Source organism: Paraglaciecola arctica (genome assembly GCF_018861065.1).
GTDB lineage: Bacteria > Pseudomonadota > Gammaproteobacteria > Enterobacterales > Alteromonadaceae > Paraglaciecola > Paraglaciecola arctica_B.
The window spans coordinates 546,438-563,523 of record NZ_JAHKQO010000036.1; the positions used below are offsets into that span (position 1 = coordinate 546,438).

General features: G+C 40.9%; 15 protein-coding genes. 11 read left to right on the forward strand and 4 right to left on the reverse strand.

The features are described 5' to 3' along the window. Positions 1 to 17: 17 nt before the first annotated feature. Entirely contained in the window at positions 18 to 1,442 is a 1,425-nt protein-coding gene (locus KO534_RS15665; protein ID WP_215930676.1) for a sensor domain-containing diguanylate cyclase, read from the reverse strand. Between the two features lie 330 nt (positions 1,443 to 1,772). On the opposite strand from KO534_RS15665, the gene glmU reads away from it, so the two are divergent. Then, positions 1,773 to 3,131 (forward strand): bifunctional UDP-N-acetylglucosamine diphosphorylase/glucosamine-1-phosphate N-acetyltransferase GlmU, encoded by a 1,359-nt coding sequence (glmU, locus tag KO534_RS15670; RefSeq protein ID WP_215930678.1) that lies wholly within the window; start codon positions 1,773 to 1,775, stop codon positions 3,129 to 3,131. 164 nt (positions 3,132 to 3,295) lie between these two features. Here glmU and KO534_RS15675 read toward each other — a convergent pair whose 3' ends face one another. Next, a complete protein-coding gene (locus KO534_RS15675) occupies positions 3,296 to 6,301 on the reverse strand; it encodes a VCBS domain-containing protein (protein WP_215930680.1) in 3,006 nt (1,001 codons plus the stop codon). A gap of 434 nt (positions 6,302 to 6,735) precedes the next feature. Here KO534_RS15675 and KO534_RS15680 point away from each other — a divergent pair, with 434 nt between their 5' ends. The 3 genes from KO534_RS15680 (at position 6,736) to glmS (ending at position 10,381) form a co-directional block, all read left to right on the forward strand. Then, entirely contained in the window at positions 6,736 to 7,665 is a 930-nt protein-coding gene (locus KO534_RS15680; RefSeq protein WP_215930682.1) for a polysaccharide lyase family 7 protein, read from the forward strand. A gap of 102 nt (positions 7,666 to 7,767) precedes the next feature. Next, on the forward strand, positions 7,768 to 8,547 hold the full coding sequence (locus KO534_RS15685) for a DeoR/GlpR family DNA-binding transcription regulator (protein WP_215930684.1): 780 nt from the start codon (positions 7,768 to 7,770) through the stop codon (positions 8,545 to 8,547). A gap of 1 nt (position 8,548) precedes the next feature. Further along, positions 8,549 to 10,381 carry a glutamine--fructose-6-phosphate transaminase (isomerizing) gene (glmS, locus tag KO534_RS15690; RefSeq protein WP_215930686.1) on the forward strand — a complete coding sequence of 611 codons (1,833 nt, stop codon included), beginning with the start codon at positions 8,549 to 8,551 and terminating at the stop codon, positions 10,379 to 10,381. A gap of 238 nt (positions 10,382 to 10,619) precedes the next feature. Here the strand turns inward: glmS and KO534_RS15695 are convergent, their stop codons facing one another. Then, complete coding sequence (locus KO534_RS15695; RefSeq protein ID WP_215930688.1) at positions 10,620 to 11,510, reverse strand: LysR family transcriptional regulator; 891 nt, start codon at positions 11,508 to 11,510, stop codon at positions 10,620 to 10,622. Between the two features lie 122 nt (positions 11,511 to 11,632). Here KO534_RS15695 and KO534_RS15700 point away from each other — a divergent pair, with 122 nt between their 5' ends. From KO534_RS15700 to KO534_RS15725, 6 genes are all read left to right on the forward strand, one after another. Beyond that, complete coding sequence (locus tag KO534_RS15700) at positions 11,633 to 12,502, forward strand: MBL fold metallo-hydrolase (RefSeq protein ID WP_215930690.1); 870 nt, start codon at positions 11,633 to 11,635, stop codon at positions 12,500 to 12,502. Beyond that, positions 12,496 to 13,140 carry a DsbA family protein gene (locus KO534_RS15705; protein ID WP_215930692.1) on the forward strand — a complete coding sequence of 215 codons (645 nt, stop codon included), beginning with the start codon at positions 12,496 to 12,498 and terminating at the stop codon, positions 13,138 to 13,140. The genes KO534_RS15700 and KO534_RS15705 overlap by 7 nt, the downstream gene beginning before the upstream one ends. Before the next feature lie 100 nt (positions 13,141 to 13,240). After that, the gene (locus KO534_RS15710; RefSeq protein ID WP_215930694.1) at positions 13,241 to 13,642 is read left to right on the forward strand and encodes a nuclear transport factor 2 family protein; all 402 of its coding nucleotides are present in this window, start codon (positions 13,241 to 13,243) and stop codon (positions 13,640 to 13,642) included. Between the two features lie 551 nt (positions 13,643 to 14,193). After that, positions 14,194 to 14,424 carry a glutathione S-transferase family protein gene (locus KO534_RS15715; RefSeq protein WP_215931238.1) on the forward strand — a complete coding sequence of 77 codons (231 nt, stop codon included), beginning with the start codon at positions 14,194 to 14,196 and terminating at the stop codon, positions 14,422 to 14,424. A 21-nt stretch (positions 14,425 to 14,445) separates the two neighbouring features. Further along, positions 14,446 to 14,826: a glutathione S-transferase family protein gene (locus KO534_RS15720; RefSeq protein ID WP_215930697.1), complete on the forward strand. Its 381-nt coding sequence runs from the start codon at positions 14,446 to 14,448 to the stop codon at positions 14,824 to 14,826. Between the two features lie 75 nt (positions 14,827 to 14,901). Then, positions 14,902 to 15,132 (forward strand): GNAT family N-acetyltransferase, encoded by a 231-nt coding sequence (locus tag KO534_RS15725; protein WP_354667953.1) that lies wholly within the window; start codon positions 14,902 to 14,904, stop codon positions 15,130 to 15,132. A gap of 108 nt (positions 15,133 to 15,240) precedes the next feature. On the opposite strand, the gene KO534_RS15730 is transcribed toward KO534_RS15725, so the two are convergent. Next, positions 15,241 to 15,858, reverse strand: coding sequence for a LysE family translocator (locus KO534_RS15730; RefSeq protein WP_215930700.1), 618 nt, complete (start codon positions 15,856 to 15,858; stop codon positions 15,241 to 15,243). A gap of 386 nt (positions 15,859 to 16,244) precedes the next feature. On the opposite strand from KO534_RS15730, the gene KO534_RS15735 reads away from it, so the two are divergent. Continuing rightward, positions 16,245 to 17,006, forward strand: a complete 762-nt coding sequence (locus KO534_RS15735) for an AraC family transcriptional regulator (RefSeq protein WP_215930702.1) — start codon at positions 16,245 to 16,247, stop codon at positions 17,004 to 17,006. Positions 17,007 to 17,086 lie beyond the last annotated feature (80 nt).

A 17,086-nucleotide genomic window follows, 5' to 3' on the forward strand; every position in this document is an offset into this window, starting at 1 on the left:
AGACCCGCAGGGAATGACTAGTCAGAATCAATTAACTGCATTTTAACCATGTTTCTACCATCTCGTTTCGCTGCAAAAAGCGCATCATCGGCCGCAGAAATAACTTCTGACATGGTCCGCGGGGTAGCGGTAAACGACACCCCAAAACTAGCCGTTAGTTGAATAGAAGTAGTACCGGTGGTGATTGTCATTGCACCTAACTTTTTACATAACTCCTGACATATTTCCGCAGCCTCGTGAGGTCCAGTGTCGGGCATCAATAAGATAAATTCCTCGCCACCCCAGCGGCCTAAAATATCAGTTTCGCGTATGTTGCTTTGCAACATTTGCGCAACTTGACGCAATACTATGTCTCCTGCTTTCCTTCCGTGAGTGTCGTTGATGGGCTTAAAATTATCCAAATCAATTAAAACTAAACTAACCGATTGTTTCTCATACATCAGCTCCTCAAACTTCAAACTAATGTTATTTCGGTTGGCTAATTCAGTAAGGATATCAATTTGCTTAATTTTTTGGATATCCTTTTTGAAGTAATACAACAAATTGTAAATCAATAAAAACAACCCAAATATCACTGCTAGTAAGGTCACTACACTCAGAATAAAAGCGCGGCTTATTTCAGTTTGTCGAGATTGGAGAGGGGTTATAATGTACAAAGTCCAGTCAAATGGTTGAATATTGAGTTCTGCAATTAGCGCCTCTTGGCCGTTGATTTGCAGCAATAAATTATTCAATGACTTCTGTTTTTGCTCTGGTTTTAAACTTTGAAACCAAGGTAAGTCAGCAAGATTTTTGAAGGTAACACCTTTAATCAGCAACTCAGGATCGGATGTCAGTGTAATATCTTTGTTCTGGTCAACGAAGATAAAATCATATCCGTAGGTTTTTTTGTATTCGTTGAATATTTGCGTAAATTCATGAAGACTTTTACCTACACCAAATACACCTAGAAAATTGTTTTCGTCATCATAAATCTTTAAGTCAATGTAAAATTGAGGGTTTTGCCACTGGCCAATATCAGCCATGGCATTTTCGGGTTGTGCTTTATAACTGAAATACCAATCAACTTTACCTTCTGTTAATTCAATTTTTTTTCCCTCAGAATCATATTGAGTACGATTGAGTTCGCTTGCAATAAAAAAATTTAAGGAAAATTCCTGATTCAAGCGGCGTAAGGTAGCGAAAATTTGCTCCTCATTAACTGCCGGATTCAACATTAATTCTTTAAGCTCTTTTGCTTTAGCCAATGTCTGAGAAATATGCAAAGGTTGCATAAGTTGCTCAACAATCAATTGTAAAGCGGGAGAATGTGACTGCTGCTGCGCTCTGCTTTGTTCGGCAACAATCTTAGACACACTTATATGGATTAAGGTGACAATAGAAATTACAACCACAGCAAACAATATTAAAATACTTCGATGTAATGTACGGAAAATATTCACTGGCAACCTTGCTCTTAATTTCACCTAAACTGATTAGTCACGCCCAATGCCTTTTAGGCAACTACACCATCATAGCGGAGAATTGTCCTCAGAGTCATCAGGATAGCGATTATTTTTACTATTCTTAATAGAAAAACGATCACAATCATCCTATAGAATGGCTATTCTGATATTTTTCAGCATTCCAAACTATTGTGAAACACATGTTTTGGTTGGTTTAAAACTAGTATTGAGCTACTGACAGTAGATTAGCAAAAAAGTAGAATGAATAAATATGTCTCAAAGTGAAGCGCATTTTGGCGACTACACTTCAAATATAAAGGAAACTAAATGGCTTTTTCTGTTGTAGTTTTAGCTGCTGGCAAAGGTACTAGAATGAAATCTACCCTCCCTAAGGTGTTACATTCTATTGGCGGCAAACCAATGGTTCAACATATTATAGATACAGTGAACAAGTTGAACGCCAACAATATTCATCTGGTATATGGCCACGGACGAGAGCAACTGCAAGATAGTCTAAGCCACAATGAGTTGTCTTGGTGTTTACAAGATAAACAATTAGGTACCGGACACGCAGTGCAACAAGCTGTTCCACACATTAAAGATGACGAGGACGTGCTGATTTTAGTTGGTGACGCGCCACTGATAAAAGAAACCACCTTAGAGCAGTTAATAGCCGTTAAAAAAAATGCCGACCTCGCATTGCTTACCGTAGAGTTGGACGACCCAACTGGAATGGGCAGAATCATCAGGAAAGGGGATCAGGTTACAGCCATAGTTGAACATAAAGACGCCTCACCGCAACAACGCCAGATTAAAGAAACCAACACAGGCATGATGATTATGGGAGGGAAAGACTTAAAGCGTTGGTTGTCTAACCTGAACAATAACAATGCACAAGGTGAGTTTTATTTAACCGACATCATAGAAATGGCGGCCAAAGAAGGCAAATCAATTCAAGCATCGCAACCCTCTTCTGCTATTGAAGTAGAAGGCATCAATAATAGAGTTCAATTAGCGGCCATTGAACGAGCCTACCAGTTAGAACAAGCGAACGCTTTAATGATGCAAGGTGTCTCGTTGTTCGACCCATCACGTTTTGACTTAAGAGGTGAACTAGAGGTTGGACAAGATATTAATATAGACGTAAATGTGATCATTACAGGCAAGGTTAAAATTGGCTCAAATGCCTCCATTGGCGCAAATTGTATACTGAGCGATTGCGAAATTGCCGCAAACGCTGTAATTCATGCTAACTCCATTATTGAACAAGCTGTGGTAGGGGAATATTGCAGTGTGGGCCCTTATGCTCGATTACGACCAGGCTCGGTAATGATGGAACAATCTAAGGTCGGTAATTTTGTGGAGATGAAAAAAACCACCTTAGGAAAAGGCTCAAAAGCCAATCATCTTAGCTACCTTGGTGACACCGAAGTTGGAGTAGGCGCCAACATTGGTGCGGGCACCATTACCTGTAATTACGACGGGGTCAATAAGTTCAAAACCATCATTAAAGACGGCGCTTTTATTGGCTCTAACAGTTCTCTTGTTGCTCCGACTGTAATTGGAGTGAATGCCACTGTTGGTGCAGGCTCTACTATTACAAAAGAAGTGCGAGACAATGAATTATCTATTGCCCGAGGTAAGCAGCGTAACTTAGAGTCATGGCAACGCCCGGTTAAAAAATAGTATATTTTTGTTATTGAAAAACGAACTAGAGATAGAATTGGAAATAAAACCCAGTAATTAATAGTTAATAAAAAGCCCCGCTAGACTAGCGGGGCTTTGTGTTTAAGAGTAGCTAAAGGCTGTTAACTATTGCGGTGTCACGCTAACAGCAAATAGATTCAATTTTACTGTTCAGCTTTGACCACTGCTTGGAACGTACTAGAGTTGTAAACCGAATTTCCGTTATTGTCAGGATCTAAATCGGTTCCGTCACTGTACTCTTGGAAATCATCTTCAAAGACTAAGGTTGTGCCAGCAACGTCTGAGTAAATAGACACGTCATCCACTTTAAAACTGATGTCATCTGGCAGTATCGCTGTATTATCAGCAAATCTAAACGCAATGGCTGACACCCCACCTACTGCGGCATCTGGCGATGAAAATGCTTCGGCGGTAACACTAATACCATCGATAGTCACTGTTACCATAGGCGGTGTTACGTCATTGCCCGCTTCCCAGGTGATTTCAACATTCTGCCATTCGTCTGGAGTAAAGGGATTATTCACTACTATGTCATCTTGATCTCGCAATACAAATTGATCGGTTTGAATGCGTAAGTCTGCAATTGCGCGACCACTAGATGTACTGTGAGAACTGTTAAACAAAGTAATATAGGCGTCTTTGGCTGCAAGCTCGTCATTGGTTTCAATAGCGTTTGATGGCTTATTAAAAGATGCCACTAACTTACCCGCTAACATAGGCGATTCAAATCGATATCTAAGTTCTCCTGAGTCACCAGAGTCAGTGTCGGTAATGGCTGCAATCAAGTTACCATCAAAGCTACCTGCGCCTCCATCGCTGCCACCGTCAGAGCCGCCATCAGAACTTCCGTCCGTACCACCATCTGCACCGCCATCCGTGCTACCGGAGTTAGACGTAACCACAGCTTGGAATGAACTAGAGTTGTATACAGAATTGCCATTGTTATCAGGGTCGAGGTCTGTGCCATTGCTATAACTTTCAAAGTCGTCTTGGTGCACTAAGGTTGTACCTGCAACGTCTGAGTAAATCGCTATATCGTCGACTTTAAAACTAATATCATCAGGAAGTATTGCTGTGTTATCTGCAAATCTAAATGCTACTGCAGACACCCCACCTACTGCGGCATCTGGAGAGGAAAAGGCTTCTGTAGTCACACTCACACCATCAATTGTAACAGTTACCATAGGCGGTGTAACATCGTTACCGGCTTCCCAAGTGATCTCAACATCTTGCCATTCACCTGGCGTAAAGGCATTACTAACCACGATATCGTCTTGATCTCGCAACACAAATTGATCGGTTTGAATACGTAAATCTGCGATAGCTCTGCCGCTAGAAGTACTATGTGCACTGTTAAATAAAGTGATATAGGCATCTTTGGCTGCTAACTCATCATTGATTTCTATGGCATCGGCGGGTTTATTAAAAGACGCGACCAACTTACCTGCAAGCATAGGTGATTCAAATCGATACCTAAGTTCACCAGAATCGCCAGAGTCGGTATCGGTAATGGCCGCAAACTGATTATCTGCGTCAGTTGGCGTATCAACCACACCGTTTATTGGCTCAACTATCGCTTGAAAAGTACTTGAGTTATACACTGAAGAGCCATTGTTATCAGGATCAAGATCGTATCCATCGCTATAACTTTCAAAGTCATCTTCATGTACTAACGTAGCGCCTGCAGCGTCAGAATAAATCGAGATATCATCTACTTTGAAGCTCTTGTCATCTGGAAGAATCGCTGTATTGTCTGCAATTCTAAATGCAATAGCAGCCACACCTCCCACAGCAGCGTCTGGCGACGAAAATGCTTCAGTGGTAACACTCACACCGTCGATAGTCACAGTCACCATAGGTGGTGTCACATCATTAGCGGCTTCCCAAGTCACCTCTACATCTTGCCATTCACCTGGAGTAAATGGATTATTAACAACAATATCGTCTTGGTCTCTTAGCACGAATTTGTCAGTCTGGATCCGTAAATCAGCGATGGCTCGACCGCCACTAGTGCTAGCGGCTTCGTTATAAAAGGTTATGTAGGCATCTTTAGCCGCAAATTCGTCGTTAATTTCAACGGCATCAGCGGGTTTATTGAATGACGCCACTAATTTTCCTGACAGCAAAGGTGCATCAAATTTATATCGCAGCTCGCCTGTATCACCAGAATCAGTATCACGAATAGCGGCGATTTTTTCGTTGATATCTACACCTGTAATCGAAATAACTAAACTTGCGACAGTCCCGTCAACTGATTCAATAACAATGGTATCGTCAACTGAGTCACTCGAATCCGCTAACGCTGCTATGGTGGCATCAGAGGTATTAAGGGAGTACGACCACTCACCCTCTTCATCTATTGAAAAAGTACCATAACTCGTTGTAGTGTCAGTTTGACTGACCAAAGCATCATCGCCCGCATCTACATCGATTACGGTTATTGAGCCTGCTTGAGTACTAATAGCATTGGTTACTGTTATTGCCAGTCCATCAAAGGTTGCGGGGGTATTTGCCACGCCGACAGGACCCGTTGCCGCGGACGTCAAACTTTCAGTAAAACCATCATCATCGGTATAACTTACCGCGACTGTAATAACTTGACCATCAACAGCAGGAGTGAGTTGTAACGAGGCTCCAGTCTCGCCTTCGATAGCGACTCCATCTGCTGACCAAACATAAGACAACTCACCAGGTACGCCGTTACCATCTACAAGAGATGCATTTAGAATCGAATCTTTATCCGCAGCATCACCAACAATAGTTAACTGCCCTACTTCATTCGCTATTATTACCTCAGAAGAGGCCGAAACGACAGTTTCTATAAAACCCGCGCCATCGGTGTAAACAGCAGAGACAGAGAGCGTCGACCCCGCGTAATCGTCAGAAATAACGTAAGAGGCATTGGTGGCACCTGAAATAGGAAAACCGTTGGCATTCCACTGATATAAAGTACTTGAGTCATTAATTCCATCTGAATCACTCATAGTTGCAGTCATGGTGACGCCATCAACCAAATTGGCCGAATCAGCAGAAATTGACACGCTACCTTGGCTATTATTTGCCCCATTTAATGTAGAGTTATCATCGCCACATGCGGTCATTAAAGCAGCACTTAACGCACATAGAGTAAATACTTTCAACTTCTTCATTGTTCATCTCTCTTTGAATTGAAGTTTGTTATGTTTGGCACTTTTGACTAAATAAGGTATTACCAATATCAAATAACGACATAACCAAATACAAGCAAAATATTATAACCAAAACAAAAAACACTGTTTCCTTAGTATGACATGAGACCACAAAGAGATGGATCTTTCTAGCCAATTTTAACGTAAAATTACAAATATTTTACAAAAACAAATCTACCAAACAACCTAACACAACGCCAGACACCCACAAAAGCCTTTAAAGAAGCCAGATTCGGAGTTATTACCAATTTAATTTTTGATTATTACCAATTGCAAATAGATGCATTATCAGAAGTATTACCACTACTTTTAATCACAAATAAATGCAGGTATATTTACAAATTAATTGTGATTTAACTGTTGTCTCACTCATCCAAAAATAGGGCCCCTCAATTATGCATTCGTATTACCAAAAAATTTCATTGCTATTCGTTGCCGTACTCTGTTGTCCATTGGTGATTGCAGAAGACGTGCCGACACTTAACCCTAAAGTCCCTCCAGGTTTGAACTTCGACTTGTTGGACTGGAATTTGAGCCTACCTTTGGATACCAACAACGACAAAAAAGTGGATACCATTCCCGAAACATTCTTAGAAAAAGGATTTCAGCTAAAACCGTATTTCTATACTGCTGCAGATGGTGGCATCGTATTCACTGCTTTTGTAAAAGGTCCGAAAACATCAAAAAATACCAAATATACTCGTTCAGAATTGCGAGAAATGTTGCGCCGTGGTAACACACGCATCAAAACCCAAGGGGTTACTGAAAACAACTGGGTATTTAGTAGTGTTAGGGGCAAGACACAACGCAAAGCGGGCGGCGTAGATGGACGCTTAGAAGCCACCTTGGCAGTCAACAATGTCACAGTAACTGGTGATCCTAAACAATTAGGTAGAGTAATTGTTGGGCAAATACATGCCAAAGACGACGAACCAGCAAGAATCTATTACCGAAAATTACCAAATAATACTAAAGGTTCACTCTACTTAGCTCATGAACCACGTGGTGGAGATGATCAATATTATGAGTTTGTAGGCTCCCGTTCCAGCAATGCAAAAGATCCCGAGGATGGGATAGCACTCGATGAAAAATTCAGTTATATCATTGACGTACAGGGCGATACTTTAACTGTCACCTTAAGTAGACAAGGCAAAGATGACATTACTCATACAGTAGATATGCAAAATAGTGGTTATCACAAACGAGACCAATACATGTATTTTAAGGCCGGTGTATATAATCAGAATAGTACCGGTGTTGCCGAAGATTATGCTCAGGCGACCTTCTACCGCTTAGTCAATTCACATAGAGGTTATGAACACTAAACATTTTAGGATTGGCAAGTTTTTAATACACACCCTTCAACAAACTTGCATTTCAAAAGTTTTTTATTACAATAAGTTTCAAATCGAAACTTATTGTAATCTATGCAAAAGCGAAATACCCAACAAAGAAGACGTGCAATAGTTGAACAGCTTAACCTCGCTGGCGAGGTAGCAGTTGATGAACTGGCTAAACTTTTTAGTACGTCTGAAGTAACCATTCGAAAAGATTTAATCGAACTCGAAAGCAACGGCTTGTTACTCAGAAAATTTGGTGGCGCGATTTTGCTACCCACAAGTTCTTCTGAATTAAGTGACGAAAAAGTTTCCCCTCGAAAAAAAGCCATAGCCGCCACCGCTGCGTCTTTAATCAAAGACCATAACCGTATAATCATAGACAGCGGCAGCACCACAGCGGCTTTGTTACCTGAACTAAAACACCACACCGGTTTATTGGTTATGACTAACTCACTGCAGGTGGCTAATTATTTATTAGAGCAAGAAAACGAACCTAAGGTGCTGATGACCGGTGGTACTTGGGATACGCAATCCTTTTCATTCCAAGGAAAAATGGCAGAGTTAGTATTGCAAGAATATAACTTTGACCAAGCTTTTATAGGTGCAGCGGGTTTAGATCCTAAAAAGGGTACCACTACTTTTAACGAGCTAACCCAGTTAAGCCAAGCCATGGCAAGGGTATCAAATCAAGTAGTAGTGATGGCTGAATCTGAAAAATTACAACGTAAGATACCTAATGTAGAGTTACCCTGGGAAGTTATTTCGGTGCTAGTGACCGACGACCAAATACCAGAAAACGTAAAACAACAAATTGAACAATATGGCGTAGAGGTTATTTGCGCTAACACAACAAAGATTGGAGCTTAATATGTGTGGGATTGTAGGGGCAATTGCCGAACGAAACGTAGTTGAAATATTATTAGAAGGTTTACGACGCTTAGAATATCGAGGATACGACTCGGCCGGTGTTGCACTACTAGATACCCAAGGTAACCTCACCCGCACCAGACGTATTGGTAAGGTCAAAGAACTCGCAGATGCGTTACACGTAGAACCAGTTAAGGGCTCTACAGGTATTGCACATACCCGCTGGGCGACTCACGGTGGCGTCACTGAAGCCAATGCCCATCCACACTTTTCGTCTGAACGTATTGCAGTGGTACACAACGGTATCATCGAGAACTACCAAACTTTACGTGAAGAACTCACCCAAGCAGGGTACGGTTTTAGCTCAGACACAGACACCGAAACAATCGCACACCAAGTGCACCTAGAATTGGATAAAGGTGGTGACTTACTGACAGCGGTACAAAATTCTGTCACTAAATTCCATGGTGCTTACGGTACAGTGATCATGGATAAACAAGATCCCCAGCGTATTATTGTTGCCCGCTCTGGTAGCCCATTAGTGATTGGTTTAGGCATAGGAGAAAACTTCATCGCCTCGGACCAAATGGCTTTATTGCCTGTTACACGGCGCTTTATGTTTTTAGAAGAAGGCGACGTAGCCGAAATCACCCGTACCAGCATTAAAGTGTATAACAGCGCGGGTGAACCAGTACAAAGAGAGATTGTAGAATCAGACATAGAGCACGATGCCGGTGACAAAGGTGGTTATCGCCACTACATGCTTAAAGAAATTCACGAACAACCCAATGTGATCCGCAGTACATTGCAAGGGCGTTTAAGTAACACTGGCATTAGTCCGAATATATTTGGGCAAGATGCCGACAAGATATTAGCTGGTATTAAACATGTGCAGATTATCGCCTGCGGCACCAGTTATCATTCAGGTATGACAGCTAGATATTGGTTAGAACAATACGCCAATGTTTCTTGTAATGTAGAAATTGCCTCTGAATTTCGTTACCGAAAGTCTTTTGTACACCCCAATAGTTTAATTGTCACTATCTCACAGTCAGGGGAAACAGCTGACACTTTAGCCGCTCTTAGGCTTGCCAAAGAGCAAGGTTACTCTGCAAGTTTAACTATTTGTAACGTGCCCGGCTCGTCTTTGGTTAGAGAATCTGACCTTGCCTTTATGACCTTAGCTGGTGCCGAAATTGGTGTAGCCTCTACTAAAGCATTCACCACACAGCTAACAGGTTTGTTAATGTTGACCCTAGCACTTGGACAACATAACAACATGGCACAGACTGACCATGCTGAGATAGTCAATGCACTACAAAACTTACCCGCAAAGTTAGAAGAAACCCTAACCCTCACAGCTGGAATCAAAGAGCTCGCTAAAGAATTTGCCGATAAACATCACAGCTTATTTTTAGGTAGGGGTGACCAATACCCTATTGCCATGGAAGGAGCCTTAAAACTCAAAGAAATTTCCTATATTCACGCTGAAGCCTATGCGTCTGGAGAGCTGAAACACGGCCCACTCGCCTTAATCGACGACGAAATGCCGGTCATAGTGGTAGCGCCTAATAATGAGTTGTTAGAAAAACTTAAATCCAACGTAGAAGAAGTCCGCGCCCGAGGCGGTATTATGTATGTATTTGCCGATAAACAAGCCAACTTCAAAAGTGACGAGACTATGCGCGTCATCAATGTGCCTCACTGCGACGCAGCCACTGCACCGATAGTTTATACCTTGCCACTTCAACTGCTTTCCTATTACGTTGCTGTCATAAAAGGTACCGATGTCGACCAACCACGTAATTTGGCTAAATCAGTGACGGTCGAATGATGAGACTCAATAAATAATGTGATAATAGTGTTCTCAATATCCAACATAGTCAGTAATACCAATTCCATTAAATTTATTCCCAACTCAGAGTTGCATTAGCGAGCTAAGGATAAGCCAAATTATTTAAACAGAGTCACTCTATGTTTCATTAATTTGGCGCAGATATCAGCTTGTTAATGAGCTCCCAAGGGCGAGTCATTAAGTGATTATTAATGTCTCTTTTTTATTAGCTAAAATTTTAATCCCAAGCGTTCCGTTTAAAATAAGCTTCAAGAAAATCAATTAATGCCCTTACCGCCGGCGGTTGAAATTTACGTGATGAATACAGCGCATAAATGTTCATGTCGATCGGTTGCCAATCGGGTAATACCGCGGTTAGCTCACCACTTTTTATCAGTTTATTTGCCATATAAGTGGGTTGCATTGACAACCCCGCGCCAGACAAAGTAGCTTGTAGTAATGAGGTGGCTTCATTAGCGCTTAGCCTACTACTCACCTGAATTGATTGATGTTCTACACCACGTGACAAATGCCACACTTGTCGTTCAAAATTGGTATAACTTAAACACTGATGCAGCTTAAGATCTTCAGGGCTGTTAATAGCTGGTGTGTCTGCTAAATAGTTTTTATCGGCCACAATAACAGAGCGACACAGGGCAATGGGTTTGCCAATAAGCGACTCGTCAGGATTCGACGCAATTCTAATCGCGAGATCAATTCTACTTTTTATTAAATCTGTGGTGCTGTCTTGTAAATCTACGTTGATGCTTAAGTTGGGATGTAACAGCATAAACTCTTTTAAAGCGGGCATTAATTGCGCGTGACCAAACGACATACTGGTGGCAATTTTTATTGATCCTGACAAACCATCTACAGATTGAATATTTGAAACTAACTGCTGTGCGGTATCGAGCCAAAGCTCCATGTCTTTTAAGCATTGCTCGCCATGGCTGGTTAATGAAATTTTTCGTGTAGTTCGATGCAATAAACGCACACCAACCCAGCTTTCCATCGCTTCTAAGTAGCGCGTCACCATAGGGCGAGACATCGCTAATCTTTCTGCTGTTGCGGTAAAGCTGCCTGAATGGGCGATATCAATAAAAACTTGTGCAGCGGTTACCCTATCCATTGGTCAGCTCACTTTATCTGTTCGAAATAAGAAATAATGATGCTCATTATTGGCTATATATCCATTCAAATCAATTATCTATTATTACGCATCGAAACAATAAACAGACATTAGGAACACCAATGAAAAAATTAAATCTACTACTCACATCGTTATTATTTACAGCTACCGCTACTTATGCGGCAGAAAAATCACCATTAACCTTAAAAGTTTATAACGCTGGTGATAGCAGTTTCCATGTAAATTCTACTTTGTTATATGGCGACACTGAAGCTGCGGTTATCGATACCGGTTTTACTAAAGCCGATGCCTTAAAAATAGCGGCTAATGTGCTAGATTCAGGAAAAAAACTGACCACCATTTTTATTAGCCAAGCAGATCCTGACTATTATTTTGGTGCAGAAACACTAAAGAAAATATTTCCTGATGCACGAATAATCACCACTCCAGCAGTACGTCAAGTTATCGAGAAAAAAATGGCAGGTAAAGTCGCATTTTGGGGTCCCAAAATGGGGACTAACGCGCCAACAAAGCCGATATTGCCAGCCGAGTTTAAGCAATCATCATTCACGATTGACGGTTATAAAGTTGAAATAAAAGGAACTTCAGGCTTACTTGCACACAGACCTTATGTATGGATCCCATCAAAAAAAGCGTTAGTGGGTAATATTGGCGTATTTGGTGGAGTACATGTCTGGACCGCAGATACAAAAACACCAGAACAATTATCGGCATGGCAAACACAATTGACTGAAATGAAAAACCTCTCACCTGAAATAGTCGTACCAGGGCACATGAAAGTAGGCACAGTACTCGATGCAAGCAATATTGCTTACACGGCAACGTATATTAGTACATTTGAAGAAGCTAAAGCTGACAGCAAAAATGCGGCTGAACTAATTGAAACGATGACTACAGCATATCCTCAAGCGCAATTATCTGTAGCTTTAAATATTGGTGCAAAAGTACATAAAGGTGAAATGAAATGGTAACCGTGCATTACTTTTTTGATCCAATGTGTGGCTGGTGCTTTGGCGCAACGTCACTGACAGAAATAGTTAAAAATACGGCGCTATCGTCAGATAATATCAAAATAGCTTTACACCCTGGCGGTATGATCCAAAGACGAGAAATGAACAGCGACTTTAGAGCCATGGCCCAGCACCATGACAAAAAGATTGAGGCTTTGACCGGACAAAAATTTTCACAAAAATATCATAACAAGTTAGGCAGTGATGAAACTATTACGCTTGATTCATATATTACCGGCCAAGCGGTTTTAGTTGCTGAACAAGCATTTGGCAAAGGTCTCGCCATGCTAAAAGTGATTCAGCAGGCGCATTATGTCGATGCGATTGATGTAAGTAACCTAATAATACTGACTGAATTGGCCAAGAAATTAGGTATTGATGGTAGCGCATGGCAACAGAAAATGGCAAGCGAAGCAGAAAATAGTTGTAGTGAAATCGAAAAAAACAGGCTGTTAATGGCGCAATGGGGCGTGAATGGTTTTCCTACATTTGTTGTCGAAAATAAAGGAGAGATTAGTGTATTACCTCATTCACACTATTACGGAGACCCTGCCAGCTGGCAGGCGTTTATTAACAATGAAAACTTTACTAATACCTAGTCTTATAATCTTATTAAGTGGATTTTTGGTGGCGTGCTCAACACAGCCAATCCAATCAGAAACCTCTTCAAATAAAATGATTAACCAAGGGAATAACCGGATGACTAATCTTGAGATTATAAAAAGTACGTACGAAGGCTCTAGCTCTGAAGAAAATGGACGTAACTTACAAAAGCATATCGCTGACGATATTAAATGGAAAGAAGCCGACGGTTTTCCGTTATCAGGCACTTATATTGGCTTTAAAGAAATAGAGCAGAAAGTCTTTAGCCAATTAGCGACGCAATGGACTGATTACCGTTTTATTGTTGATGGCTATGTCGCTGATGGTGACCATGTATTTGCTTATGGCACTTACCATGGTGTTTTTAACAAAACAGGGAAAGTATTTAGCGCAAGAGTCGCGCATTTATGGACACTAAAAAACCATAAAATCATCAGTTTTGAGCAATTTGTCGATAGCGTGCCAGTAGTTAATGCAATGATGACTAAGACGCTTTAAATATTCTAAACCGCGTTTAAGTTATTTTGACCAATGATGCTATTTAGGTCGGTTATTCACGATGTTTTAAAAGCCAATAATCCGTTATTGGCTTTTACTGTTTGGTATTAATTCTAATAGAAAGATGCGTTAAAAATAGCGGCTAATGTGCTAAATCCAGGTAAAAAATTGACCTCTATCTTTATTAGCCAAGCAGATCCTGACTATTATTTTGGTGCAGAAATACTAAATAAAATATTTCCAGATGCTCGAATCATTGCCACTCTTTTCTAAGTCTTAGCGACTATCGATACAAGGCATTCGCCGAGCGTTGCGGGTTTATGCAAAGCGGGTGTTTTGACACCCGCAGCGTAAAATATTCATACATTCCTTATTGTGACCTTATTCGCACATCACGTGTCCATTCAGACAATTGTGAAAGCAGCCCCTCACTGCCAATATAAGTAACTCACTAGTCAAAACGGTGCCCTAATGGGCTAAGTCGTTTTTCGTTGGGCCAATTTAATTGTAGTTGGCAAAATGCGGAATAAAAATTTAATGGAGCCACCAGAATAAAGCTTTACTATTTTGCTTTTTCAACGCCAGCCCTTGCAACACTGATGGTCGCTGAAGCCATTGGCGCGCCATATAAAAAGCAGTACATAGATTTACGTAAAGGCGAACAACGAGATCCCGATTATTTGGCGCTGGACCTTATGGGTAAGGTTCCGACCATGGTAGACGACGATCTTTTGTTGACAGAAAGTGTCGCCATTCAAATATATATGGCACGCAAATCGTAGACCGACCTGTACCCACGAAACTTGCCTGATCAAGCTGTTGTAAATCGATGGCTAAATCTTGCAGTTCACGAAGTACGCACACCGGTTCTTGATATCGAAGTCTATCGTTGGATCGCTCAACAGTTGGGAAACCCTGTTAATAAGGGGCTTGTTAAAGTGGCTATGTCTCGTCTCGAGCGAAGCCTGCCAGTATTAAACAGTCAATTGGCCAACTCTAATTTTCTAAATGGCAGTAACCTGACTATTGCAGATATTTCTCTTATTTCCGCATTAGATCCCGTCGATACGGTTGGTATCGATATCTCAGATTACCCCGCCTTGCGGTCACAACTTGATTGGGGCAAAAAGCAAGATTGGTATCAGGCCGTAAATACACATTTTGGCGCTGAAGCCGGACTATAGAGGTATAGGATGTTTGGCCTTTGGCACCAAGACCTTCATTTTAGAATTAATAGGATTTAACATGTACGTATTAATATTCACGATCTATGTGTGCTTAAAAAGTACCGAGGAATGGGACTAAGCCAAAAACTTCTCGAAAAAGTTGAGTCGATCGCGAACAATTTGGGCTGTTGCAAAATCACCTTAGAAGTATTGAGTAATAATAATGTAGCGAAGTCTGCCTATGAAAAATTTGGGTTTAGTCATTACGAATTAGACCCGAATGCAGGTGGTGCTGTTTTTTGGCAGAAAGCATTGAGTAAATAACAACACCTTAAATCGCCCTAAAACTAGCAGGGCAAAACCACCACTCATAGGTATTCGATCTAGATGATGTTTTGCCCTTTCGGAAATCAGAATGAGCTGTGGGAATTGTTACCCTTGTTCAGTAAAAGCCAGCTTTAACCCAAGGCCCGCAAAACTGGTCGCAAAGATTTTCTGAATCATAATGCTTGCCTTCTGAGACTTCACAATAACTGCACTAAATGTGCCTGATAAAAAGCCGTAAACTATAAACACTGCAAATGTCATCAGCATAAATACCACACCAAGCAATAACATATTAGCTAACACGTTTTGTGATGCATTCGGAATAAACTGAGGTAAAAATGCCAAAAAGAAAATAGACAGTTTAGGATTGAGAATATTGAGCAGAAATCCCTTAGTAATAAGACTCGAATATTTGCTATTTGATTGCTGCTCAGAAACAGACAACGGAGAAGCAGCACGCCACATTTGCCAAGCCAAATAAAGCAAATAAGCGGCACCAAGGTATTTTACGACTTGAAAAGCCATAGCGCTGGTGTGAAAAATAGCAGCAAGTCCAAATGCACTAGCGAGTAACGCGGGAATAATACCTAAAGTACAACCCAATGCAGCAAAAAGGCTAGCGCGTTTGCCAACAAACAACCCAGTGGCCACAGTGTAAATAACCCCTGTTCCAGGAATTAAAACAACCACCAGCGAAGTGAGTAGAAATTCCAGAGATATCATCTAATACTTCCTTTTTATGTTGATGCGCAAATATAGTATTTTTCAGTAGGGTACCAAGTACTGATCGTTATCTTACTAAAGGTAACCGCACCAGTGTCATATCGAATACAGCAAAAATTCTAGCTACTAGTCGGCACAAATCTAAAATAACACAGTATCAGCTAGTTTAGATACCCAACCCTTTTTAAATAGCTGTCTTGCCAATCCTTATAAACCGGAAATGTCTAGAATGAAAAAAAGCAAACCTGACCCATATTCCTAAGAATGTGTTTTGACCGTTACAAGGCACCGCTTAGCTAACTTAAAAATTCAATTATGCATGCAACATATTCGGCGCTATCATGTTTGCATATTAAGTGACGACTCCCAAAAGGTACCCAGATAGCATGCAAGAATTAATAGATACTGAGTTTTTGGAAGAAATTGGAATACAACAAATTGTGCATATGTTTGATCTATTGCCTAATACTTTGTTTTGGATAAAAAACCGCAACAGTCAAATTATATATGCCAATCAGGCATTTTTAGATACTTACGGTTTTAGCGACTTAGCAAAACTAGTGGGTAAAGATGATGATTCATTGTCGCCTCCGCATATTGCAAAACAATTTATGATGGACGACAAAAAAGTGATGTCGGGTGAGTTAGTGACCAACAGAGTTGAACTCAATTTGCGGCCTAACGGAGAGTTTTCGTGGTTTTCAACCACCAAAAGGCCACTTATTAATAGTCGTAACCAAATAGTTGGCTCTTATGGTTTCACCAGTCATCTTGAAAGGTCGCCCACTGAGATTTCTTCTATCAGTGCCATCAAAGCACCAGTCGAGTATATTCGCAAAAACTATCACCAAGATATTAGTATTGAGGAACTAGCTAAGCTCGCATTTTTGTCGATTAGCGCCCTTGAACGGCGTTTTAAAAAATATCTTTCAAAAACACCAAAACGCTTTTTAAACGAAATCCGCCTTGAAAATGCCCGTCGATTATTAGTTGAAACGCAACAACCCATTATGGAAATTGCTTACCAATGCGGTTTTTCTGAACACAGCTATTTTAGTAAACAATTTAAGGCTTTTTTTGGCGAGTTACCCTCACAAGTGAGGAAAAAATCCTTTGAGTCTAGCCTTAGTGATGGCAATTTTAGATAAAAATTTTGATAACGAGCCACATTATCCGACTTCTTAGTTTTCATCTTGTTTTTCTGTGAAAATCTAGCCGCATTGCCATA